Source organism: Ramlibacter sp. G4-7, assembly GCF_057784995.1.
Map to the genome: position 1 here is coordinate 153621 of NZ_JBYNTT010000010.1, position 23585 is coordinate 177205.

Below are 23585 nucleotides of genomic sequence, written 5' to 3' on the forward strand. Positions count from 1 at the left end.
CCCTGGGTTCTGCATCCGCAGAGCGCACGTGGGGCCGCAATTCCGGCAGCCCCTCGCAAGTCAACAATTTTCAAGGAATACACCATGACCGCCCTCAACAAGGCAGAGATCGTGGCCGCCAACGCGCGCGGCACGAACGACACCGGCAGCCCGGAAGTGCAAGTCGCCCTCCTGACCGCCCGCATCAACGAACTCACCCCGCACTTCAAGACGCACGCCAAGGACCACCACGGCCGCCGCGGCCTGCTGCGCATGGTGAACCGCCGCAAGAGCCTGCTCGCCTACCTGAAGGACAAGGACGCCGAGCGCTACACGGCCCTGATCGGCAAGCTGGGCCTGCGCAAGTAAGCAGCCCCGCCTGACGAACGCCTGAGACGGTTCTAGCAACTGGCTCAGGCGTTTTTTACTTCGGAGCACGCGGACCGGATACGCGCTGTGTCATTCCTGGGGGGCTCGGCCTCCCGAGCCCCGCAGGAATGGCATCGTGTTCGGCCCCACGCTCCGGCCAACCCAGAGCAGAAAGAGGACATGCCATGAGCATCTTCAACAAGGTCACCAAGTCGTTCCAATGGGGTAGCCACACCGTCACGATGGAAACCGGCGAGATCGCCCGCCAGGCCGGCGGCGCTGTGCTGGTGGACATCGAGGGCACCGTGGTGCTGGCCACCGTCGTCGCTTCGAAGACCTCCAAGCCGGGGCAGGACTTCTTCCCCCTGACCGTCGACTACATCGAGAAGACCTACGCCGCCGGCAAGATCCCCGGCAGCTTCTTCAAGCGTGAAGCCAAGCCCTCCGAACACGAGACGCTGACCAGCCGCCTGATCGACCGCCCGATCCGCCCGCTGTTCCCCGAAGGCTTCTACAACGAAGTGCACGTGGTGATCCACACCGTGTCGCTCAACCCCGAAGTCGACGCCGACATCGCCGCCATGATCGGCGTGTCCGCCGCGCTGTCGATCTCCGGCATCCCGTTCGCCGGCCCGATCGGCGCCGCGCGCGTGGGCTACGTCAATGGCGAGTACGTGCTGAACCCGGGCCAGACCGCCCGCAAGATGTCCGACCTCGACCTGATCGTCGCCGGCACCGAAGCCGCCGTGCTGATGGTGGAGTCCGAGGCGCAGCAGCTGTCCGAAGAGATCATGCTGGGCGCCGTGGTGTTCGGCCACGAGCAGGGCAACATCGCGATCAACGCCATCCACGAACTGGTGCGCGAAGCCGGCAAGCCCGTGTGGGACTGGCAGGCGCCCGCCAAGGACGAAGCCTTCATCGCCCGCGTGACCGAGCTGGCCGAGGAGAAATTCCGCGCGGCCTACCAGATCCGATCCAAGCAGGCGCGCACCCAGGCCCTGCGTGACGCCACCGCTTCGGTGCACGCTTCGCTCAAGGAGCAGGGCGGCGACTTCGACCCGATCAAGGTCGACAACCTGCTGTTCGAGATCGAAGCGCGCATCGTGCGCAGCCAGATCCTCTCGGGCGAGCCCCGCATCGACGGCCGGGACACGCGTACCGTGCGCCCCATCGAGATCCGCACCGGCGTGCTGCCCCGCACCCACGGCTCGGCGCTGTTCACGCGCGGCGAGACGCAGGCCCTGGTCGTGTCCACGCTGGGCACCGAGCAGGACGCGCAGCGCATCGACGCGCTGATGGGCGAGTACCAGGACCGCTTCCTGTTCCACTACAACATGCCTCCCTTCGCCACCGGGGAGACGGGCCGCATGGGTTCCACCAAGCGCCGTGAAGTCGGCCACGGCCGCCTCGCCAAGCGGGCGCTGATCCCGCTGCTGCCCTCGAAGGAAGAGTTCCCCTACGTGATGCGCGTGGTCTCCGAGATCACCGAGTCCAACGGCTCCTCCTCGATGGCCTCCGTCTGCGGCGGCTGCCTGTCGCTGATGGACGCCGGCGTGCCGATGAAGGCCCACGTGGCCGGCATCGCCATGGGCCTGATCAAGGAAGGCAACCGCTTCGCGGTGCTGACCGACATCCTGGGCGACGAGGACCACCTCGGCGACATGGACTTCAAGGTGGCCGGCACGGTCAACGGAGTGACCGCCCTGCAGATGGACATCAAGATCCAGGGCATCACCAAGGAGATCATGCAGGTCGCCCTGGCACAGGCCAAGGAAGCGCGCATGCACATCCTGGGCAAGATGCAGGAAGCGCTGGGCCAGGCCAAGACCGAGGTCTCCGACTTCGCGCCGCGCCTGTACACGATGAAGATCAACCCGGAGAAGATCCGCGACGTGATCGGCAAGGGCGGCGCCGTGATCCGCGCGCTGACCGAGGAGACCGGCACGCAGATCGACATCGCGGAAGACGGCACCATCACCATCGCCTCCACCGACGCCGACAAGGCCGCCGAAGCGAAGAAGCGCATCGAGCAGATCACGGCGGAAGTGGAAGTGGGCAAGGTCTACGAAGGCCCGGTCACCAAGATCCTGGACTTCGGCGCGCTGATCAACCTGCTGCCCGGCAAGGACGGCCTGCTGCACATCAGCCAGATCGCCCACGAGCGCGTGGAGAAGGTCACCGACTACCTGTCCGAAGGCCAGGTCGTGAAGGTCAAGGTCCTGGAAACCGACGACAAGGGCCGCGTCAAGCTGTCCATGAAGGCGCTGACGGACCGTCCGGAAGGCATGCCCGAGCGCGAGCCGCGCGAACCGCGTGGCGACCGTCCCCCGCGTGGCGAGTACCGCGGCGATCGCGGTGATCGTGGCGACCGTCCCCCGCGCGAGTTCCGCGAGCCGCGTGAACAGCGCGAGCCGCGCGAGCAGCGCGAACCGGCGCCCGTGCAGGAAAACGGCAACGTCGGCAACACCGGCAACGAGCCGCAGCAATGACGCAATGAGCCCGGCGCCGCGCGCCTCGATGACGCCATGACCCGGTCATTGCAGTCGTCGCGGTTGCGCAGCGGCGAGGTCGTGCGAGCCAAGCGAGCGCCATCATGAAAGCCATCGAAATCACCCAGTACGGCGCGCCGGAAGTGCTGCGCGTCGGCGAGCGGCCCGACCCGGTGCCGGGCGCGGGCGAGGTGCTGATCCGCGTCACCGCCAGCGGCGTGAACCGGCCCGACGTGCTGCAGCGCACCGGCAACTACCCGGTGCCGCCAGGCGCCTCGGACATCCCCGGCCTGGAAGTGGCGGGCACCATCGCGGGCGGCGACGCCGAGGCGATGAAGGCCGCCGGTTTCAAGCAGGGAGACCGGGTCTGCGCGCTGGTGGCCGGCGGCGGCTACGCCGAGCTCTGCGTCGCACCGGTGGCGCAGTGCCTGCCGGTGCCGCAGGGCCTGAGCGACATCGAGGCCGCCTCGCTGCCCGAGACCTTCTTCACCGTCTGGAGCAACGTCTTCGACCGCGGCCGCCTGCAGAAGGGCGAGTCCTTCCTGGTCCAGGGCGGCACCAGCGGCATCGGCGTGACGGCGATCCAGATGGCCAAGGCGATGGGCGCCGGCCAGGTGATCGCCACCGCCGGCTCCGACGACAAGGTGCAGGCCTGCCTGAAGCTGGGCGCCGACGCGGCGATCAACTACAGGACCCAGGACTTCTCCGAGGAAGCCAAGAAGCTCACCGACGGCAAGGGCGTGGACGTGATCCTCGACATGGTCGCCGGCAGCTACGTGGACCGCGAGGTCAAGTGCGTCGCGGAAGACGGCCGCATCGTGATCATCGCGGTGCAAGGCGGCACCAAGAGCGAGTTCAACTCGGGCCTGGTGCTGCGCCGGCGCATCACCGTCACCGGTTCGACACTGCGTCCGCGGCCGGTCGCCTTCAAGGCCGCGATCGCCGCCGCGCTGAGGAAGAACGTGTGGCCCCTGATCGAGGCGAAGAAGATCCGGCCCGTCATCCACAGCACCTTCCCGGCCGCGGAAGCGGCCAAGGCGCATGCCCTGATGGAATCCAACCAGCACGTCGGCAAGATCGTGCTGACCTGGTGAACCCGCAATGACGACCAAGCGCAAGCTGATTGCCGGCAACTGGAAGATGAACGGCAACCTCGAGGCCAACGACGCACTCGTGCGCTCGTTGGTGGCCGGAATGAAGGAGGCCGCGTGCGACGTGGCCGTCTGCGTGCCGGCCCCGTACTTGGCGCAGCTGCAGATGCTGCGCCACGGCTCCAAGCTGGACCTGGGCGCGCAGGACGTGTCGGCGCAGGTTTCCGGCGCCTACACCGGCGAGGTGTCGGCCGCCATGCTGCGCGAGTTCGGCGTGCGCTACGCCATCGTCGGCCATTCCGAGCGCCGCCAGTACCACGGCGAGACCGATGCGCTGGTGGCGGAGAAGGCGAAGACGGCGCTGGCCCACGGCATCACGCCGATCGTGTGCGTGGGCGAGACGCTGGCCGAGCGCGAGGCGGGGCGGACGGAGGAGGTGGTCAGGCGCCAGCTCGCCGCCGTGATCCACGTCAACGGCCACTGCATCAGCGAGATCGTCGTCGCCTACGAGCCCGTGTGGGCCATCGGCACCGGCAAGACCGCCACGCCCGAACAGGCCCAGCAGGTCCATGCCTTGCTGCGCAAGCAGCTTGCTGCGGCCAGCGCGCACGCCGAGCGCGTGCACATCCTCTACGGCGGCAGCATGAATGCCGCCAACGCCGCCAGCCTGCTGGCGCAGCCCGACATCGACGGCGGCCTCATCGGCGGCGCGTCGCTGAAGGCCCCCGATTTCCTGCAGATCATCGCCGCCGCTTCCTGAGCGCGGCCCACGATTAGAACAACGGAGTGATTGAAGAATGAACGTCTTGCTGACCCTCGTCCTGGTCGTCCAGATCCTGACGGCCCTGGGCATGATCGGCCTCATCCTGATCCAGCACGGCAAGGGCGCGGACATGGGCGCGGCCTTCGGCAGCGGTGCCTCCGGCAGCCTGTTCGGCGCCAGTGGCAGCGCGAACTTCCTGTCGCGCACCACCGCCGTCCTGGCGGCCGTGTTCTTCGCCTGCACGCTGATGCTGGCCTATTTCAGCCACAGCGTGCGTCCGGCCAGCTCCGGCTCCGTCCTCGAGGGCACGGCCCCGGCCAGCGCGCCCGCGGCGCCGGCGTCCGCCGTTTCCGGTCCGAACCCCGCCAACCAGATCCCGGCCGGCGCTTCCACCGTGCCCGCGCCGCAAGGTCCCGCGACCACGCCGGCCACCACGGCACCGGTCGCTCCCGCTTCGGGCGCGGCGCAGATTCCGACCAAGTGATCCCATTGGCGAAACAGCGCCGTGCACAGCAGTAGGGCGGCTGTTTCGGAGTACACTTAGTGGTTGTCCGGATGGCGCGCACCAAACTTTGGCGCAGACCCTCACAGTCGTCCGGAACGTTCAGATAGCCGACGTGGTGAAATTGGTAGACACGCTATCTTGAGGGGGTAGTGGCGAAAGCTGTGCGAGTTCGAGTCTCGCCGTCGGCACCAAATAAAAGCCTGCCGGGCACCGCACCGGCGGGCCACGCACCCGACACGCCGCCACGATGAACCTCGACCAGTACCTCCCTGTCCTCCTGTTCATCCTCGTCGGCGTAGGCGTCGGCATCGCCCCGCAGGCGCTGGGCTGGGCCATCTCCAAGGGGATGGGTGTCTCCCGGCCGGATGCCGCGAAGAACGCGCCGTACGAATGCGGCTTCGAGGCCTTCGAGGACGCGCGCATGAAGTTCGACGTGCGCTACTACCTCGTCGCGATCCTGTTCATCCTGTTCGACCTGGAGATCGCCTTCCTGTTTCCCTGGGCGGTGGCGCTGAAGGAGATCGGTCCCGTGGGCTTCTGGTCCATGATGATCTTCCTGGCCATCCTGGTCGTCGGCTTCGTCTACGAGTGGAAGAAGGGCGCGCTCGACTGGGAGTGATCCCGGCGCGCCCCACGATAGGTCCAAGAAAGTTCCGACATGGCAAACCAAGGCATTCTTGAAAAAGGTGTCGTGACGACGAGCGTCGACACGGTCATCAACTGGGCCAAGACCGGCTCGCTGTGGCCCATGACGTTCGGCCTGGCGTGCTGCGCGGTGGAGATGATGCACGCGGGCGCCGCGCGCTACGACATCGACCGCTTCGGCATGCTGTTCCGCCCGAGCCCGCGCCAGTCCGACCTGATGATCGTGGCCGGCACGCTGTGCAACAAGATGGCCCCGGCGCTGCGCCGCGTGTACGACCAGATGGCGGAGCCGCGCTGGGTGCTCTCGATGGGCACCTGCGCCAACGGCGGCGGCTATTACCATTACAGCTATTCCGTGGTGCGCGGCTGCGACCGCATCGTGCCCGTGGACGTGTACGTGCCCGGCTGCCCGCCGACGGCCGAGGCGCTGCTGTACGGGATCATCCAGCTGCAGCAGAAGATCCGCCGCACGCAAACGATCGCGAGGGCTTGAGCATGGAAAGCAACCTGGCGGCGGTCTCGCCCGCTCCCGAGGGCGTGCGCGATGCCATCGCTGCCGCGCTGGGCGACAAGGCCAAGCGCATCGATCTCAAGCACGGCGAAGTGACGGTGATCGTCACCGCGGCGAACTACCTCGAAGCGGCGCGCATCCTGCGTGACCATCCTTCCTGCCAGTTCGAGCAGCTGCTGGACGTGTGCGGCGTCGACTACTCGGAATACCGGATGGGCGACTGGGACGGTCCGCGCTATGCGGTGGTCTCGCACCTGCTGTCCGTGAGCCTGAACCAGCGCGTGCGCCTGCGCGTGTTCGCGCCCGACGACGACCTGCCCGAAGTGGCTTCGCTCAACGAGCTGTGGAGCTCGGCGAACTGGTTCGAGCGCGAGGCCTTCGACCTGTACGGCATCGTGTTCCTGGGCCACATCGACCTGCGCCGCATCCTCACGGACTACGGTTTCATCGGCCACCCTTTCCGCAAGGACTTCCCGATCTCCGGCCACGTCGAGATGATCTACGACGCCGAGAAGAAGCGCGTGGTCTACCAGCCGGTGACGATCGAGCCGCGCGAGATCACCCCGCGCATCATCCGCGAAGACAACTACGGCGGGCTGCAGGGATGACCATCCAATTCATGCACCGCCCAGGCGCACAGGGCGCACCCGAGCGCAGGGCGAACAAGGTGGCCTCTCGCGCCTGCGCGGCGAAGGTTTTCTGACATGGCGGAAATCAAGAACTACACCCTCAACTTCGGCCCGCAGCACCCCGCCGCGCACGGCGTGTTGCGGCTGGTGCTGGAGCTGGACGGCGAAGTGGTGCAGCGCGCCGATCCGCACATCGGCCTGTTGCACCGCGCGACCGAGAAGCTGGCCGAGACGCGCACCTATCTCCAGACGCTTCCGTACATGGACCGCCTGGACTACGTCTCGATGATGTGCAACGAGCACGCCTACTGCCTGGCGGTGGAGCGGCTGCTCGGCGTCGACGTGCCCATCCGGGCGCAGTACATCCGCGTCATGTTCTCCGAGCTCACGCGCCTGCTGAACCACCTGATGTGGCTGGGCGCGCACGGCCTGGACTGCGGCGCGATGAACATGCTGATCTACTGCTTCCGCGAGCGGGAAGACATCTTCGACATGTACGAGGCGGTCTCCGGCGCGCGCATGCACGCGGCCTACTTCCGCCCGGGCGGCGTCTACCGCGACCTGCCGGAATCCATGCCGCAGTACCGCGCGAGCAAGGTGCGCAACCAGCGCGAGATCGACCGCATGAACGAGGAGCGCCAGGGTTCGCTGCTGGACTTCATCGAGCGCTTCACGAAGCGCTTCCCCGGCTACGTCGACGAGTACGAGACGCTGCTGACCGAGAACCGCATCTGGAAGCAGCGCACGGTGGGCATCGGCGTGGTCACGCCCGAGCGCGCGCTCAACCTGGGCTTCACCGGCCCGATGCTGCGCGGCTCCGGCATCGCGTGGGACCTGCGCAAGACGCAGCCCTACGAGGTGTACGACCGGATGGATTTCGACATCCCGGTGGGCAAGACCGGCGACTGCTACGACCGCTACCTGGTGCGCGTGCACGAGATGCGCGAAGCCAACCGCATCATCCAGCAGTGCGTGGCCTGGCTGCGCGCCAACCCGGGCCCGGTGATCACCGACAACCACAAGGTGGCCCCGCCGGACCGCGAGAGCATGAAGGCCAACATGGAGGAGCTGATCCACCACTTCAAGCTCTTCTCCGAAGGCATGCGCGTGCCCGAGGGCGAGGCCTACGCCGCCGTCGAGCACCCCAAGGGCGAGTTCGGCATCTACATCGTGAGCGACGGCGCCAACAAGCCCTACCGCCTGAAGATCCGTCCGCCCGGCTTCGCCCACCTGTCCGCGATGGACGAGATGGCCCGCGGCCACATGCTGGCCGACGCGGTGGCCATCATCGGAACCATGGACATCGTGTTCGGGGAAATCGACCGATGAAGATGGCCCACCCCCGAAGCGCCTGCGGCGCCTGCCCCCCGAGGGGGCGCCACCAGCGGCCCGGCAAGGCCGGATCCGCGGTGGCACTGGACAAAGCCACGGAGGCCCGAATTGGCACTATCTGACGTCACCCGCGCCCGCTTCGACCGCGAAGTGGCGAAGTACCCGCCGGACCAGAAGCAGTCCGCCGTGATGGCCTGCCTGGCCATCGTGCAGCAGGAGCAGGGCTTCGTGAGCCAGGAGGCCGAGCAGGACATCGCCGAGTACCTGGGCATGCCGCAGATCGCCGTGCACGAGGTCACGACCTTCTACAACATGTACAACCAGCGCAAGCCGGGCACCTACAAGCTGAACGTCTGCACCAACCTGCCTTGCCAGTTGCGCGACGGCCAGAAGGCGCTGCAGCACCTGGAAAAGAGGCTGGGCATCGCCATGGGCGAGACCACGCCCGACGGCCTGTTCACGCTGCAGCAAAGCGAGTGCCTGGGCGCCTGCGCCGACTCGCCGGTGATGCTGGTGAACGACCGCACGATGTGCAGTTTCATGAGCAACGACAAGCTGGACCAGCTGATCGAAGGCCTCAAGGGGGCGCAACGATGAACGCCGAGCAAGTGCTGGAGCAGTTCCAGGCCACCGGCGTGCAGACCTGCTTCCACGACCGCCACATCAATCCGCAGATCTACGCCGGCCTGGACGGCACCAACTGGCGCCTGAAGGACTACGAGGCGCGCGACGGCTACAAGGCGCTGCGCAAGATCCTGTCCGAAGGCCTGACGCAGGACCAGGTGATCGCCACCGTCAAGGAAAGCGCGCTGCGCGGCCGCGGCGGCGCCGGCTTCCCCACGGGTCTGAAGTGGAGCTTCATGCCCCGCCAGTTCCCGGGCCAGAAGTTCCTGGTGTGCAACTCCGACGAAGGCGAGCCGGGCACCTGCAAGGACCGCGACATCCTGCAGTTCAACCCGCACATCGTCATCGAGGGGATGATCATCGCCGCCTACGCGATGGGCATCACCGTGGGCTACAACTACATCCACGGCGAGATCTTCCAGACCTACGAGCGCTTCGAGGAAGCGCTGGAAGAGGCGCGTGCCGCCGGCTTCCTGGGCAACAACATCCTCGGCTCGAACTTCTCGTTCCAGCTGCACGCGTTCCACGGCTTCGGCGCCTACATCTGCGGCGAAGAGACCGCGCTGCTGGAGTCGCTGGAAGGCAAGAAGGGGCAGCCGCGCTTCAAGCCGCCGTTCCCCGCGAGCTTCGGCCTGTACGGCAAGCCCACGACCATCAACAACACCGAGACCTTCGCGGCGGTGCCCTGGATCATCCGCAACGGCGGCCAGGCCTACCTCGATTGCGGCAAGCCCAACAACGGCGGCACCAAGATCTTCTCGGTGTCCGGCGACGTGGAGCTGCCCGGCAACTACGAGATCCCGCTGGGCACGCCCTTCAGCAAGCTGCTGGAGTTGTGCGGCGGGGTGCGCGGCGGGCGCAAGCTCAAAGCGGTGATTCCGGGCGGCTCCTCCGCTCCGGTGCTGCCGGCCAACATCATGATGGAGTGCACGATGGACTACGACTCCATCGCCAAGGCGGGCTCCATGCTGGGCTCGGGTGCCGTCATCGTGATGGACGAGACGCGCGACATGGTCGAGAGCCTGCTGCGCCTGTCCTACTTCTACATGCACGAGTCCTGCGGGCAGTGCACGCCCTGCCGCGAAGGCACCGGCTGGATGTGGCGCGTGATCGACCGCATCCAGAACGGCCACGGCAAGCCGAACGACCTGGACCTGCTGAATTCGGTGGCCGACAACATCCAGGGCCGCACCATCTGCGCGCTGGGTGACGCCGCCGCCATGCCGGTGCGCGCCATGATCAAGCATTTCCGCCACGAGTTCGAGGCGAAGATCACGCGGCCCACGCTGCCCACGTCCGACGACAAGCAGCCGGTGCCGGCTGGAGCCCGAGGCTGACATGAACAAAAAGAGCGCGAACCTTGCCCTCACCCCGGCCCTCTCCCAGGGGGAGAGGGTGAGAACGGACGCGCGGAGCGCGTAGTTACATGATCGAAATCACCCTCGACGGACAGAAGGTGGAGGTCGCCGAAGGCAGCATGGTGATGCATGCGGCCGAAAAGGCGGGCACCTACATCCCCCACTTCTGCTACCACAAGAAGCTTTCCATCGCCGCCAACTGCCGCATGTGCCTGGTGGACGTGGAGAAGGCGCCCAAGCCCATGCCGGCCTGCGCCACGCCCGTGACCAACGGGATGATCGTGCGCACCAAGAGCGACAAGGCGGTCAAGGCGCAGCAGTCGGTGATGGAGTTCCTGCTGATCAACCATCCGCTGGACTGCCCGATCTGCGACCAGGGCGGCGAGTGCCAGTTGCAGGACCTGGCCGTGGGCTACGGCCCCGGCGCCTCGCGCTACGAGGAAGAAAAGCGCGTCGTCCTGCACAAGGACGTGGGGCCGCTGATCTCCATGGAGGAGATGAGCCGCTGCATCCACTGCACCCGCTGCGTGCGCTTCGGCCAGGAACTGGCCGGCGTGATGGAGCTGGGCATGATCCACCGCGGCGAGCACAGCGAGATCACCACCGTGCTGAACGACACGGTCGACTCCGAACTCTCCGGCAACATGATCGACCTGTGCCCGGTCGGCGCGCTCACGAGCAAGCCCTTCCGCTACAGCGCCCGCCCCTGGGAGCTGTCGCGCCGCAGGTCCGTGAGCCCGCACGATTCCACCGGCACCAACCTGATCGTGCAGGTCAAGAACAACCGCGTGATGCGCGTCCTCCCCTTCGAGAACAGCGACGTCAACGAGTGCTGGCTGGCCGACCGCGACCGCTTCTCCTACGAAGCGCTGAACACCAGCGAACGCCTGACCGCGCCCATGCTCAAGCAGGGCGGGCAGTGGAAGACGGTGGACTGGCAGACGGCCCTCGAATACATCGCACGCGGCATGGGCGACATCCGGCGTGACCACGGCGCCAACAGCGTCGGCGCTCTGGTCAGCCCGCACAGCACGGTGGAGGAACTGTTCCTGGCGCAGAAGCTCGTGCGCGCCCTGGGCAGCGAGAACGTCGACCACCGCCTGCGCCACGCCGAGTTCCTGCCCTCCGAGGGCGTGCGCTGGCTGGGCACCTCCATTGCCTCGCTGTCCACGCTGCAGCGCGCGCTGGTGATCGGCTCCAACCTGCGCAAGGACCATCCCCTGTTCGCGCTGCGCGTGCGCACCGCGGTGCGCAATGGCGCGCAGGTCTCGGTCGTCCACGACCGCGACGACGACTGGGCGATGACCCTCGCGGGCAAGTCCATCGTCCCGGCCGGCCAATGGGTGCAGGCCCTGGCGGACATCGCCACGGCGATCGGCAACGAGAAGGGCGAGAAGGCCCCGATGAACGGCAACGCCACGGACGGCGCCCGGGCGATCGCGAAATCGCTGCTGTCCGGCGAACGCAAGGCGATCCTGCTGGGCAACGCCGCCGCGCACCACCCGACGGCGTCCTCGCTGCTGGCGCTGGCGCAGTGGATCGGCGAGCAGACCGGCGCCACCGTGGGCTTCCTCACCGAAGCCGCGAACACCGTGGGCGCGCAGCTGGTGAAAGCCGTGCCGGGCGAAGGTGGCCTCAACGCCAGCCAGATGCTCACCGGCGGCCTGAAGGCGCTGTTCCTGTTCAACACCGAGCCCGAGTTCGACTCCGCCTACGGCGCCGGCGCGCGCGGGCTGGGGCAGGGTGGCGGCATGGTCGTCACGCTCAACGCGTTCAAGGCGAACCTGGACATCAGCGACGTGCTGCTGCCCATCACGCCCTGGACCGAGACGCCCGGCACCTTCGTCAATGCCGAAGGCCGCGTGCAGAGCTTCCACGCGGTGGTCAAGCCGCTGGGCGAAGCCCGTCCCGGCTGGAAGGTGCTGCGCGTCCTGGGCAACATGCTGGGCCTGCAGGGCTTCGAGTACGAGACCTCCACCGAGGTGCTCGCGGATGCCCGCGGCGACGCGGACAAGGACCAGCCGCTGGTGCAAGGCAACCTGCTGTCCAACAGGACGGCCAAGGCCGCCTGGCTGGGCGACACGGAGGCACGCCCGGTCGCCGCTTCGATCTACCAGCTCGATGGCATCGTGCGGCGGGCGCCCTCGCTGCAGCTCACGGCGGACGCGCGCGTGGCCCAGCGCCTCGCCGGCAACCCGGAGGTGGCGGCATGATCGACACCTTCTACGGCTTCGGCAACGGCCTGATCGCCGCGCCCTGGTGGACGCAGGCGGGCTGGCCCGTGCTGTGGACGCTCATCAAGATCGTCTGCCTGGTGCTGCCGCTGTTCGGTGCGGTGGCCTACCTGACACTGTGGGAGCGCAAGGCGATCGGGTTCACGCAGATCCGCCCGGGCCCCAACCGCATCGGCCCCTTCGGCCTGCTCACGCCCATCGCGGACGCCCTGAAGCTGCTGACCAAGGAGATCATCCTCCCGACGGTCGCGCACAAGGGCCTGTTCCTGCTCGGCCCCATCATGGCCATCATGCCGGCGCTCGCCGCCTGGGTGGTGATCCCCTTCGGTCCCGAGACGGCGCTGTCCAACATCAACGCCGGCCTGCTGTTCCTGATGGCGATCACCTCGCTGGAGGTGTACGGCATCATCATTGCCGGCTGGGCCTCCAACTCGAAGTACGCCTTCCTGGGCGCGCTGCGCGCTTCGGCCCAGATGGTCAGCTACGAGATCGCCATGGGCTTCTGCCTGGTGGTGGTGCTGATGGTCTCGGGCTCGCTGAACATGACCGAGATCGTGCTGCAGCAGGACCGCGGCTGGTTCGCCGACCGCGGCATCAACATCCTGTCCTGGAACTGGCTGCCGCTGCTGCCGATCTTCTTCGTGTACTTCATCTCCGGCCTGGCCGAGACCAACCGCCACCCCTTCGACGTGGTGGAAGGCGAGTCGGAAATCGTGGCCGGCCACATGATCGAGTACTCGGGCATGTCCTTCGCCATGTTCTTCCTGGCCGAGTACGCCAACATGTGGCTGGTGTCCATCCTCGCGGTGGTCATGTTCCTGGGTGGCTGGCTGCCCCCCATCGACGCACCGCTGCTGAACTGGATCCCGGGCTGGATCTGGCTGGGCATCAAGACCTTCGTCATGGTCACGATGTTCCTGTGGATCCGCTCGACGTTCCCGCGCTACCGCTACGACCAGATCATGCGCCTGGGCTGGAAGATCTTCATCCCGGTGACGCTGGTGTGGCTGGTGGTGATCGGCGCGTGGATGCAGACCCCCTACAACGTCTTCAAGTAAAGCCAAAGCCATGTTGTCATCCAACACATTGGCGACGAGGTCCTCCGCCTTCTCGCTGAAGGACTTCCTCGGCAGCTTCATGCTGCTGGAGCTGTTCAAGGGCCTGCGCATCACGGGCAAGTACTTCTTCGCCCGCAAGATCACCGTGCAGTTCCCGGACGAGAAGACGCCGCTGTCGCCGCGCTTCCGCGGCCTGCACGCCCTGCGCCGCTACGAGAACGGCGAGGAGCGCTGCATCGCCTGCAAGCTGTGCGAGGCCGTGTGCCCGGCGCTCGCCATCACCATCGAGAGCGAGCAGCGCGACGACGGCACGCGCCGCACGACCCGCTACGACATCGACCTGACCAAGTGCATCTTCTGCGGCTTCTGCGAGGAGAGCTGCCCGGTCGACTCGATCGTCGAGACGCACGTCCTCGAATACCACGGCGAAAAGCGCGGCGACCTGTACTTCACCAAGGACATGCTGCTGGCCGTGGGCGACCGCTACGAGGCCGAGATCGCCGCCAACCGGGCGGCCGACGCCCGCTACCGCTGAAGCCGGAGCACGAGAAAACAACCATGGACATCCGGACGGGCCTCTTCTATCTCTTTTCCGCGGTGCTGCTGTTCGCGGCCTTCCGCGTGATCACGGCGCGCAACCCCGTGTACGCGGCGCTGTACCTCGTGCTGACCTTCTTCCAGGCCGCCGGCATCTGGATGCTGCTGAAGGCCGAATTCCTGGCGATCTCGCTGGTGCTGGTCTACGTCGGCGCCGTGATGGTGCTGTTCCTGTTCGTGGTGATGATGCTGGACATCGACGTCGCGGCGCTGCGGGCGGGCTTCTGGAAGCACTTCCCGGTGGCCGCCAGCATCGGCGCGCTGATCGCGCTGGAGATGGCCGCGGTGCTGATGGGGGGCTTCCGGCCCACCGAGGAGCCGCGCGTCCTGCCGGCCGCTGCCGCCGCCGCGCAAGCCGGCGTCCAGTTCTCCAACACCAAGGAGCTGGGCAAGCTGCTGTACTCCGACTACGTGTACCCGCTGGAGATCGCCGCGGTGATCCTGGTGGTGGCCATCGTCGCGGCGATCGCGCTGACGCTGCGCCAGCGCAAGGACAGCAAGGCCATCGACCCCTCGCTGGCCGTGAAGGTCAGGGCGCGCGACCGCCTGCAGGTCGTGAAGGTGCCGCCGTCGCGCCCCGCCCAGCCCGAAGCCATTCCCGCGGCCGCCACGGAGACCAAGTCATGAGCCGCCAGCCCGCTCCCAAGGCGAATGCCGCAGTCTGCAAGACGGAGGTTCACTGATGCAGCTCACGCTCGGACACTTCCTGACCCTCGGCGCGATCCTGTTCGCGCTGTCGGTGGTCGGCATCTTCCTGAACCGCCGCAACCTGATCGTGCTGCTGATGGCCATCGAGCTGATGCTGCTGGCGGTCAACATGAACTTCGTGGCGTTCTCCTACTACCTGGGCGACATGCACGGCCAGGTGTTCGTGTTCTTCATCCTCACGGTCGCCGCCGCGGAGTCCGCGATCGGGCTGGCGATCCTGGTGCTGCTGTTCCGCAACAAGAACAACATCAACGTCGAAGAACTGAACGCGCTGAAAGGCTGAGACAAGACTGCCATTGCCCTTGGCATGCCGGGTCGGGCCCGGCATGGCAGGGGCGGGCAAGCCTCGGAAAAGAAACATGGCTACAACCCTCAACGCAGCGACCCTGCTCGCCGTCCCGCTCGCGCCGCTCGCCGGCGCGGTGATCGCGGGCATCTTCGGCACGACGCTGGGCGGCAACCTGATCGGCCGCCGCCTGTCGCACACGGTCACGATCCTGGGCGTGCTGATCGCCTTCATCCTGTCGGCGATGACGCTCAAGAGCGTGGCCGTCGACGGTGCGCGCTTCAACCAGACCCTCTACGAGTGGATGGTGGTCGGCGGCCTGAAGATGGAGGTCGGCTTCCTGGTCGACGGGCTCACGGCCATGATGATGTGCGTGGTGACCTTCGTCTCCCTGATGGTGCACATCTACACCATCGGCTACATGGAGGAAGACGCCGGCTACGACCGATTCTTCGCCTACATCTCGCTCTTCACCTTCTCCATGCTGATGCTGGTGATGAGCAACAACTTCCTGCAGCTGTTCTTCGGCTGGGAAGCGGTGGGCCTGGTCTCCTACCTGCTGATCGGGTTCTGGTTCACCAAGCCCACGGCCATCTTCGCCAACCTCAAGGCCTTCCTGGTCAACCGCGTCGGCGACTTCGGCTTCATCCTGGGCATCGGCCTCATCGCCGCCTACGCTGGCACGCTGAACTACGGGGAAACCTTCGCCAAGGCCGGCACGCTCGCCGGCATCGGCTTCGGCTACGGCACCGACTGGATGCTGATCACGGTGATCTGCATCTGCCTGTTCATCGGCGCCATGGGCAAGAGCGCCCAGTTCCCGCTGCACGTGTGGCTGCCCGATTCGATGGAGGGCCCGACGCCCATCTCCGCGCTGATCCACGCGGCGACCATGGTGACGGCCGGCATCTTCATGGTGGCACGCATGTCGCCGCTGTTCGAGCTGAGCGACACCGCGCTGTCCTTCATCCTGGTGATCGGCGCCATCACGGCGCTCTTCATGGGCTTCCTGGGCATCATCCAGAACGACATCAAGCGCGTGGTGGCGTATTCCACGCTGTCGCAGCTGGGCTACATGACCGTGGCGCTCGGTGCCTCCGCGTACAGCGTCGCCGTGTTCCACCTGATGACGCACGCCTTCTTCAAGGCGCTGCTGTTCCTGGCGGCGGGCTCGGTGATCATCGGCATGCACCACAACCAGGACATTCGCTGGATGGGCAACGTGCGCAAGTACATGCCCATCACCTGGATCACCTCGCTGCTCGGTTCGCTGGCGCTGATCGGCACGCCGCTGTTCGCGGGCTTCTACTCCAAGGACTCGATCATCGAGGCGGTGCACCTGAGCAAGCTGCCCGGCGCCGGCTTCGCCTACTTCGCCGTGATGGCGGGCGTGTTCGTCACGGCCTTCTATTCCTTCCGCATGTACTTCCTGGTCTTCCACGGCAAGGAACGCTTCGACCAGGTCCCGGCGCACGAGCACGACCCCGCCGAGGAGCCCGACCCGCACCATCACCAGGACGAGCACCACGCGCCGCACGAATCGCCCTGGGTGGTCACCGTGCCCCTGATCCTGCTGGCGATCCCCTCGGTGGTGATCGGCTTCCTCACCATCCAGCCCATGCTGTACGGCGAGTTCTTCAAGGACTCCATCTTCGTCAACCTGGAAAAGCATCCGGGCCTGGAGGAGATGGCCAGGGAATTCCATGGGCCGCTGGCCATGGCCGCCCATGGCCTCACGTCGCCGGTGTTCTGGCTGGCGCTCGCCGGCGTGGTGCTCGCCTGGTACATGTACATGAAGAACACGGCGCTGCCCGCGGCGATCCAGCGGCGCGTGCAGCCGGTGTACACGCTGCTGGACAACAAGTACTACATGGACTGGATCAACGAGAACGTCATCGCCCGCGCCGCGCGCGCGCTCGGCGTCGGCCTCTGGAAGGGGGGCGACCAGGGCCTGATCGAAGGCGTCTTCGTCAACGGCAGCGCCCGCGCCGTCGGCTGGTTCGCCGGCGTCATCCGCTGGGTGCAGTCCGGCTACATCTACCACTACGCGTTCGCGATGCTCGTGGGCGTGGTGGTGCTCATGACGTACTTCGTCAGCTGGCCGATGATCAGCGACTGGCTGAAGAAGTAAGGGAAGAACAACAATGAAAGTGGGACTCCTTTCCCTGGCCATCTGGACGCCGATCGTCTTCGGCGCCATCCTGCTGGCGCTCGGCCGCGACGACCAGGCGCGCACCGTGCGCTGGATCGCGCTGATCGGCGGCCTCATCAGCCTGCTGGTCACGCTGCCCCTGTACGGCCAGTTCGACACCGCCTCGTCGGCGATGCAGTTCGTGGAGAACCAGCCCTGGATCCCGGGCTTCAACATCAACTACCACCTGGGTCTGGACGGCATCTCCTTCTGGTTCGTGCTGCTCACCGCCTTCATCACGGTGGTGGTGATCATCTCCGCCTGGGAGGTGATCAACGAGCGCGTGAACCAGTACATGGGCGCGTTCCTGATCCTGTCGGGCCTGATGATCGGCGTGTTCTGCGCGCTCGACGCGGTGCTGTTCTACACGTTCTTCGAGGCCACGCTGATCCCGATGTACCTGATCATCGGCATCTGGGGCGGCCCGAACCGCATCTACGCGGCCTTCAAGTTCTTCCTGTACACGCTGCTCGGCTCGCTGCTGATGCTGGTCGCCCTGGTGTTCCTGTACACGAAGTCGGGCGGCAGCTTCGACATCCTCACCTGGCACAAGCTGCCGCTGTCCTCGCTGGCGCAGACGCTGCTGTTCTTCGGCTTCTTCGCCGCCTTCGCGGTGAAGGTCCCGATGTTCCCGGTGCATACCTGGCTGCCGGATGTGCACGTGGAAGCGCCCACCGGCGGCTCCGCCGTGCTGGCCGCGATCATGCTGAAGCTGGGTGCCTACGGCTTCCTGCGCTTTTCCATGCCGATCGCGCCGGATGCCTCGCGCGAATGGGCCTGGCTGATCATCGCGCTGTCGCTGATCGCCGTGATCTACGTGGGCCTGGTGGCGATGGTGCAGCAGGACATGAAGAAGCTGGTGGCCTATTCGTCGGTCGCCCACATGGGCTTCGTGACCCTGGGCTTCTTCATCTTCGACCACGTCGGCATCGCCGGCGGCCTGGTGCAGATGATCGCCCACGGCTTCGTCTCGGGGGCGATGTTCCTGTGCATCGGCGTGCTGTACGACCGCGTGCACTCGCGCCAGATCGCCGACTACGGCGGCGTGGTCAACACCATGCCGACCTTCGCGGCCTTCGCCATCCTGTTCGCCATGGCCAACTGCGGCCTGCCGGCCACCGCCGGATTCGTGGGCGAGTGGATGGTGATCCTGGCCGCGGTGAAGGCGAACTTCTGGCTGGGCCTGGCAGCGGCCACCGCGCTGATCTTCGGCGCCGCCTACACCTTGTGGATGGTCAAGCGCGTGTACCTGGGACCGGTCGCGAACGACCACGTGCGCACCCTGACCGACATCAACGCGCGCGAATTCGCGATGCTCGCCATCCTGGCCATCGCGGTGCTCTACATGGGGATCTATCCCAAGCCCTTCACCGACGTGATGAACGCCTCGGTGGCCAACTTCCTGAAGCACGTCGCCGTGTCCAAGCTGTGACCGTGCGCGGGAGAAACGAACGATGATCGACAACACGAGCCTCGCGGCCATCGCCCCGGAGATCATCCTCCTGGTCATGGCCTGCGTCATCGCCCTGGTGGACCTGGGCGTCACGACCAAGCTGCGCAACCTCACCTACTGGCTGACCATGCTGACGCTGGCGGCCACCGCCTTCGTCACCGGCGACCTCGCCTCCGGCGGCGGCACGACCTACGGCTTCGGCCACATGGTGGTGAGCGACGCCATGGGCAACTGGCTCAAGTGCTTCTCCAGCGTGGCCATGATGGTCTGCCTGGTCTACGGCCGGCCGTACGCGGGCGACCGCGACATGCTGCGCGGCGGCGAGATGTTCACGCTGGCCATGTTCGCGCTGCTGGGCATCTTCGTGATGATCTCCGGCAGCAACTTCCTGGTGATCTACCTGGGCCTGGAACTGCTCACGCTTTCCAGCTACGCCCTGGTGGCGCTGCGCCGCGACCACACGGTGGCGACCGAAGCGGCCATGAAGTACTTCGTGCTGGGCGCGATGGCCTCCGGCTTCCTGCTCTACGGCCTGTCCATGATCTACGGCGCCACCGGCTCGCTGGACGTCGGCACCGTCTTCAAGATCATCGGCTCCGGCCAGGTGAAGCACCAGGTGCTGGTGTTCGGCCTGGTGTTCATCGTCGCCGGCCTCGCCTTCAAGCTGGGCGCCGCGCCCTTCCACATGTGGATCCCGGACGTGTACCAGGGCGCGCCGACGGCCGTCACGCTGATGATAGGCACAGCGCCCGAGTTCGCCGCCTTCGCCATCGCCATCCGGCTGCTGGTCGAAGGCATGCTGCCGCTGGCGATCGACTGGCAGCAGATGCTGATCGTGCTCGCCGTGGCCTCGCTGTTCATCGGCAACCTGGCGGCGATCGCGCAGAACAACCTCAAGCGCATGCTGGCCTATTCGACGATCGGCCAGATGGGCTTCGTGCTGCTGGGCCTCGCCTCGGGTGTCGTAAACGGCGTCGCGACGCCGGAAGCCATGCGCACCGCCTACGGCGCGTCCATGTTCTACATCGTGACCTACGTGCTCACGACGCTGGCGAGCTTCGGCATCATCCTGCTGCTGGCGCGCGAAGGCTTCGAGAGCGAGGAGGTCTCGGACCTGGCCGGCCTCAACCAGCGCAGCCCGCTGTACGCCGGCATCATGTCGATCTGCCTGTTCTCGCTGGCCGGCGTGCCGCCGCTGGTGGGCTTCTACGCCAAGCTGGCCGTGCTGCAGGCGCTGCTGATGTCCGGAAGCGCCTTCTTCATCGGCCTGGCGGTGTTCGCGGTGCTGATGTCGCTGGTCGCGGCCTTCTACTACATCCGCGTGGTGAAGGTCATGTACTTCGACTCGCCCATCACCGCCACCACCGTGGCCGCGCCCGCCGACGTGCGCGTGGTGCTCACGGTCAACGGCGCGCTGGTGCTGATCCTGGGCATCCTGCCGGGTGGCCTGATGACGCTGTGCGCGCAGGCCATCGTCAAGATGCTCGGCACCTGAAGGCCGCCCGCAGCACGTGACGCAGACGGCCGCCATCTGGCTGGTGCTGGTGCTGGCCTTCGGCGCCGCGAACCTGCCCTTCCTCACCCTGCGCTTCTTCGGCATCGTGCCGCTCAAGCACGGCAAGACGCTGTGGGTGCGCCTGGGCGAACTGGTGCTGCTGTACCTGCTGGTGGGCGGCATCGGCCTGCTGCTGGAAAACCACCTCGGCCAGATCTCGCCGCAGCGCTGGGAGTTCTACGCCGTGACCGGCGCGCTGTTCCTCACGTTCGCCTTCCCCGGCTTCGTGTGGCGCTACCTCTACATGCGGAGACACTGAAGCGATGCCCACCGACGCCACCGACGACGCCCACCTGACCGAGCACACCACGGGCCGCGAGGAACTGCTCAAGGGCAACTTCCTGCACGTCGTGCGCGAGACGGTGCGCCTGCCCGATGGCGGCTCGGCCACGCGCGAGTACGTGCTGCACCCGGGCGCGGTGGCGGTGGTGCCTTTCCTGGACGATGGCCGCATCGTGCTGGAGCGCCAGTACCGGCACGCGACCCGGCAGGTGATGATCGAGATCCCGGCCGGCAAGCTGGACGCCGGCGAGGCACCGCTCGTCTGCGGCCAGCGCGAGCTGCTCGAGGAAACCGGCTACCTGGCCCGCGAGTGGGCCTATGCTTTCACCATGTACCCCACCGTCGCGTACTCCGACGAGGCGATCCACGTCTGGTTCGCGCGCGGGCTGGAGCACCGGGGCGCGCAGCTGGACCAGGGCGAGTTCCTCGAGGTCATCGCCGCCACGCCCGAGGAGTTCCTGAGCTGGTGCCGGGAAGGCAAGATCGTCGACTCCAAGACGCTGGCCGCCGCGGTGTGGATCCAGAATGTGGTGGCCGGCACCTGGAAACTCGACTGGCAGCCCCCATCTTCCCAGCCATGAAGGTCCTCAACCTCCAGTGCGGCCACGCCCACGGCTTCGAAGGCTGGTTCGCCTCCGAAGACGATTTCCAGGACCAGCTGTCCCGCGGGCTGGTGGAATGCCCCCTGTGCGGCGACACGGGCATCGCCAAGCTGCCCAGTGCCCCGCGCCTGAATTTCGGCGCGCCGCAGCCGGCCGCTGCCGCCGCCCCCGCGAAGCAGGATGTCGTCTCCGCGCCCACGGTGCAGATGCAGGCGGCCTGGATGCAGCTGGTGCGGCAGGTGATGGCCAACACCGAGGACGTCGGCGAACGCTTCGCGGAGGAAGCGCGCAAGATGCACTACGGTGAATCGGAGGAACGCGGCATCCGCGGCCAGGCGTCGATGGAAGAGACGCAGGCATTGCTGGAAGAGGGCATCGGCGTGCTGCCGCTGCCGATCCCCAAGGGATTGAAGGGGCCGCTGCAATAACAGCGCGGCGGTGGGGTTCGCTGCCGCCCTTCGCACGAAATATGCTGCGTTGCTGCCTTCATTCGGCATCGCAGGAGGCCCCCATGGCCCAATGGCGCAAGAGCTCACCGGGCGAGGTCTACTCCCAGGAAGAGATCCAGCAAAGGCTGCAGGCGGAGCTGCCCGCCTGGTACTTCGAGGACGGCTGGATCCGCCGCAAGTACAAGACCTCGGGCTGGAAGGCCACGCTGATGGTGGTCAACACCGTCGGCCACCTGGCCGAGGCGGCATGGCACCACCCCGACCTCAACGTCTCCTATGCCTTCGTCGTGGTCAAGCTGGTGAACCACGCCGCCAAGGGCGTGACCGAGAAGGACTTCGAGCTGGCGCGCAAGATCGAGGAGGTGGTGCTGTGGCAACCCGGCGCGCAGCCCGGCTCCGCGCTCGACGGCACGCCGGACGACCCGCGCTTCAAGTACCTCAAGTACGACTGAGCCGGTGCCGCAGCCTGGGCGCGGCCGGCAGGAAGTGCAGCACCAGCAGCAGCAGGGCCAGCGCCGCGGGCACGCCGTGCAGGTCCACCGGCACGCGCACCCGCTTGGCCAGGCGCGGCTCGCGCATGAGCCGGCCGAGCGCCGCCGGATCGCGCAGCGCCGCGTAGCCCAGGCCGGTGCGCGCGGAGAGCATGCGCAGGTGCGGCTCGCGCAGCTCGGAGAGGTGTTCGTGCGAGCGCGGCTGGCCCTCGCCCGCGGCGCGCTGCAGGACGTCGCCCGGGCGCCAGTAGCCGATGCGCTCGCCCTGCGCGTCGGTGCGCGGGATGGGCTGCGGCACGCTGCCGCCTATGCCCAGCAGCCAGCCGCGCACCTGCCCGGCCCGCACGTCGTCGAACTGGGGCAGGGCGTTCAGCGGGGGTGCCTCCTGGCCGTCGGTGAGGAACACCACCGCGGGCTGGGTGCCGAGGTCCTTGGCCGCGCGCAGCGCCCAGAACACGCCTTTGGCCACCTCGCTCGCGTTGCCCCAGCGGATGCGGCCGTCGATCTCGGCCAGGGTCGCCAGCAGGTCGTTGTAGTTCTCGCAGACCTCGATCGGCGACAGCAGCAGCAGGCTGCGGTATTCGGTGAAGGCCGCCCAGCCCACGCGCGAGCCGCAGGGCAGCTCGCGCAGCGCCCGCCGTGCCGACTCGCGCGCGAAGGCCAGGCGGCTGGCCGGCGCGCCGTCCAGTTGCACGTCCTCCACGTCCATGCTCTGCGTGATGTCGAAGACCACGATGGTCTCGCTGCGCTGCAGCGGCAGGGTCACGGCCGGCATCACCAGCGACACGAGCAGCAGCAGCGTCGCGGCGACGAGGGCGCCGGCTCCTCGCAACGGCACGGGCAGCGCGGGTCGCTTCATGGCAGGTCGCTGCGCGAAGCCGGCGCCGTGGTGATGGTGAGCTCGCGCCCCTGCGGCGGCTCGTTGTCCTCGGTCGCCTGCTCGTCGACCTCGGGGGCGAGCGACAGCGCGCGTTCGAGGTTGTAGCGTGCGTCCCAGTCGGCCGGGTCCGCCCGCAGCGCGTCGCGCAAGGCCTGCTTGGCGAGTTCCACGAGCGGCAGCGCCTCGACGGCGCGCGCCGGCCCGTTGCGCAGCGCCTGGCGCAGGTGCAGGTTGCCCAGGTTGTACAGGGCCGCCGTGCGCAGCGGCCCGCGCTCGCCCTGCACCAGCGCCTTGTGCGCGGCCAGCGCCGCTTCGTACGTCCCCGCCCTGGAGAGGGCCAGCGCGTGGGCGAAGCGCGCTTCGGCGAAGTCGCCGGGCGTGCCGGCCGGATCGGCCGCCTGCGCGATCGCTTCGTTGATGCGCAGCGCCTGCTGCAGCCGCAGCGCCTGCAGCAAGGCGGGCACGGCGAGCGCCACGCTCGCCAGCGCGAACGCGAGGTGCACC

General features: G+C 67.2%; 25 protein-coding genes and 1 tRNA gene. 24 read left to right on the top strand and 2 right to left on the bottom strand.

Features of this window, described 5'->3' with window-relative positions:
- Positions 1–84 precede the first annotated feature (84 nt).
- From rpsO to AC3EGR_RS15705, 24 genes are all read left to right on the top strand, one after another.
- On the top strand, positions 85–348 hold the full coding sequence (gene rpsO / locus AC3EGR_RS15590) for a 30S ribosomal protein S15 (protein WP_488547411.1): 264 nt from the start codon (positions 85–87) through the stop codon (positions 346–348).
- Between the two features lie 185 nt (positions 349–533).
- Positions 534–2837, top strand: coding sequence for a polyribonucleotide nucleotidyltransferase (pnp, locus tag AC3EGR_RS15595; protein ID WP_488547412.1), 2304 nt, complete (start codon positions 534–536; stop codon positions 2835–2837).
- A gap of 104 nt (positions 2838–2941) precedes the next feature.
- Entirely contained in the window at positions 2942–3931 is a 990-nt protein-coding gene (locus tag AC3EGR_RS15600; protein ID WP_488547413.1) for an NAD(P)H-quinone oxidoreductase, read from the top strand.
- Between the two features lie 7 nt (positions 3932–3938).
- Positions 3939–4688, top strand: a complete 750-nt coding sequence (gene tpiA / locus AC3EGR_RS15605; RefSeq protein ID WP_488547414.1) for a triose-phosphate isomerase — start codon at positions 3939–3941, stop codon at positions 4686–4688.
- Between the two features lie 37 nt (positions 4689–4725).
- Positions 4726–5175, top strand: coding sequence for a preprotein translocase subunit SecG (gene secG, locus AC3EGR_RS15610; protein WP_488547415.1), 450 nt, complete (start codon positions 4726–4728; stop codon positions 5173–5175).
- 127 nt (positions 5176–5302) lie between these two features.
- Positions 5303–5387, top strand: a tRNA-Leu gene (locus tag AC3EGR_RS15615).
- Positions 5388–5443: 56 nt separating this feature from the next.
- A complete protein-coding gene (locus AC3EGR_RS15620; RefSeq protein WP_488547416.1) occupies positions 5444–5815 on the top strand; it encodes an NADH-quinone oxidoreductase subunit A in 372 nt (123 codons plus the stop codon).
- 39 nt (positions 5816–5854) lie between these two features.
- The gene (locus AC3EGR_RS15625) at positions 5855–6334 is read left to right on the top strand and encodes a NuoB/complex I 20 kDa subunit family protein (protein WP_488547417.1); all 480 of its coding nucleotides are present in this window, start codon (positions 5855–5857) and stop codon (positions 6332–6334) included.
- Positions 6335–6336: 2 nt separating this feature from the next.
- Positions 6337–6960, top strand: a complete 624-nt coding sequence (locus tag AC3EGR_RS15630; RefSeq protein ID WP_488547418.1) for an NADH-quinone oxidoreductase subunit C — start codon at positions 6337–6339, stop codon at positions 6958–6960.
- A 96-nt stretch (positions 6961–7056) separates the two neighbouring features.
- Positions 7057–8310 (top strand): NADH-quinone oxidoreductase subunit D, encoded by a 1254-nt coding sequence (locus tag AC3EGR_RS15635; RefSeq protein ID WP_488547419.1) that lies wholly within the window; start codon positions 7057–7059, stop codon positions 8308–8310.
- A gap of 111 nt (positions 8311–8421) precedes the next feature.
- On the top strand, positions 8422–8910 hold the full coding sequence (nuoE, locus tag AC3EGR_RS15640; protein ID WP_488547420.1) for an NADH-quinone oxidoreductase subunit NuoE: 489 nt from the start codon (positions 8422–8424) through the stop codon (positions 8908–8910).
- Complete coding sequence (gene nuoF, locus AC3EGR_RS15645) at positions 8907–10274, top strand: NADH-quinone oxidoreductase subunit NuoF (RefSeq protein WP_488547421.1); 1368 nt, start codon at positions 8907–8909, stop codon at positions 10272–10274. The genes nuoE and nuoF overlap by 4 nt, the downstream gene beginning before the upstream one ends.
- Before the next feature lie 89 nt (positions 10275–10363).
- Positions 10364–12508 carry an NADH-quinone oxidoreductase subunit NuoG gene (gene nuoG / locus AC3EGR_RS15650; protein ID WP_488547422.1) on the top strand — a complete coding sequence of 715 codons (2145 nt, stop codon included), beginning with the start codon at positions 10364–10366 and terminating at the stop codon, positions 12506–12508.
- Positions 12505–13587 carry an NADH-quinone oxidoreductase subunit NuoH gene (gene nuoH / locus AC3EGR_RS15655; RefSeq protein ID WP_488547423.1) on the top strand — a complete coding sequence of 361 codons (1083 nt, stop codon included), beginning with the start codon at positions 12505–12507 and terminating at the stop codon, positions 13585–13587. The genes nuoG and nuoH overlap by 4 nt, the downstream gene beginning before the upstream one ends.
- A 10-nt stretch (positions 13588–13597) precedes the next feature.
- Positions 13598–14122, top strand: a complete 525-nt coding sequence (gene nuoI / locus AC3EGR_RS15660; protein ID WP_488547424.1) for an NADH-quinone oxidoreductase subunit NuoI — start codon at positions 13598–13600, stop codon at positions 14120–14122.
- Between the two features lie 23 nt (positions 14123–14145).
- On the top strand, positions 14146–14811 hold the full coding sequence (locus AC3EGR_RS15665) for an NADH-quinone oxidoreductase subunit J (protein WP_488547425.1): 666 nt from the start codon (positions 14146–14148) through the stop codon (positions 14809–14811).
- Positions 14812–14866: 55 nt separating this feature from the next.
- A complete protein-coding gene (gene nuoK / locus AC3EGR_RS15670) occupies positions 14867–15175 on the top strand; it encodes an NADH-quinone oxidoreductase subunit NuoK (RefSeq protein ID WP_488547426.1) in 309 nt (102 codons plus the stop codon).
- Between the two features lie 76 nt (positions 15176–15251).
- Positions 15252–17309, top strand: coding sequence for an NADH-quinone oxidoreductase subunit L (gene nuoL, locus AC3EGR_RS15675; protein ID WP_488547427.1), 2058 nt, complete (start codon positions 15252–15254; stop codon positions 17307–17309).
- A 19-nt stretch (positions 17310–17328) separates the two neighbouring features.
- Positions 17329–18801, top strand: a complete 1473-nt coding sequence (locus AC3EGR_RS15680) for an NADH-quinone oxidoreductase subunit M (protein WP_488547490.1) — start codon at positions 17329–17331, stop codon at positions 18799–18801.
- 22 nt (positions 18802–18823) lie between these two features.
- Positions 18824–20317 carry an NADH-quinone oxidoreductase subunit NuoN gene (gene nuoN, locus AC3EGR_RS15685; protein ID WP_488547428.1) on the top strand — a complete coding sequence of 498 codons (1494 nt, stop codon included), beginning with the start codon at positions 18824–18826 and terminating at the stop codon, positions 20315–20317.
- 16 nt (positions 20318–20333) lie between these two features.
- Complete coding sequence (locus tag AC3EGR_RS15690) at positions 20334–20636, top strand: DUF2818 family protein (protein WP_488547429.1); 303 nt, start codon at positions 20334–20336, stop codon at positions 20634–20636.
- A gap of 4 nt (positions 20637–20640) precedes the next feature.
- A complete protein-coding gene (locus AC3EGR_RS15695) occupies positions 20641–21240 on the top strand; it encodes an NUDIX domain-containing protein (RefSeq protein ID WP_488547430.1) in 600 nt (199 codons plus the stop codon).
- Positions 21237–21689 carry a DUF1178 family protein gene (locus tag AC3EGR_RS15700; RefSeq protein WP_488547431.1) on the top strand — a complete coding sequence of 151 codons (453 nt, stop codon included), beginning with the start codon at positions 21237–21239 and terminating at the stop codon, positions 21687–21689. The genes AC3EGR_RS15695 and AC3EGR_RS15700 overlap by 4 nt, the downstream gene beginning before the upstream one ends.
- An 83-nt stretch (positions 21690–21772) precedes the next feature.
- Positions 21773–22162 (top strand): 4a-hydroxytetrahydrobiopterin dehydratase, encoded by a 390-nt coding sequence (locus AC3EGR_RS15705; RefSeq protein ID WP_488547432.1) that lies wholly within the window; start codon positions 21773–21775, stop codon positions 22160–22162.
- On the opposite strand, the gene AC3EGR_RS15710 is transcribed toward AC3EGR_RS15705, so the two are convergent.
- The gene (locus AC3EGR_RS15710; RefSeq protein WP_488547433.1) at positions 22149–23060 is read right to left on the bottom strand and encodes a vWA domain-containing protein; all 912 of its coding nucleotides are present in this window, start codon (positions 23058–23060) and stop codon (positions 22149–22151) included. The two genes, AC3EGR_RS15705 and AC3EGR_RS15710, sit on opposite strands and share 14 nt — an antisense overlap.
- Complete coding sequence (locus AC3EGR_RS15715) at positions 23057–23584, bottom strand: MxaK protein (RefSeq protein ID WP_488547434.1); 528 nt, start codon at positions 23582–23584, stop codon at positions 23057–23059. Before AC3EGR_RS15715 ends, AC3EGR_RS15710 begins: the two co-directional genes overlap by 4 nt.
- Position 23585: the final 1 nt, after the last annotated feature.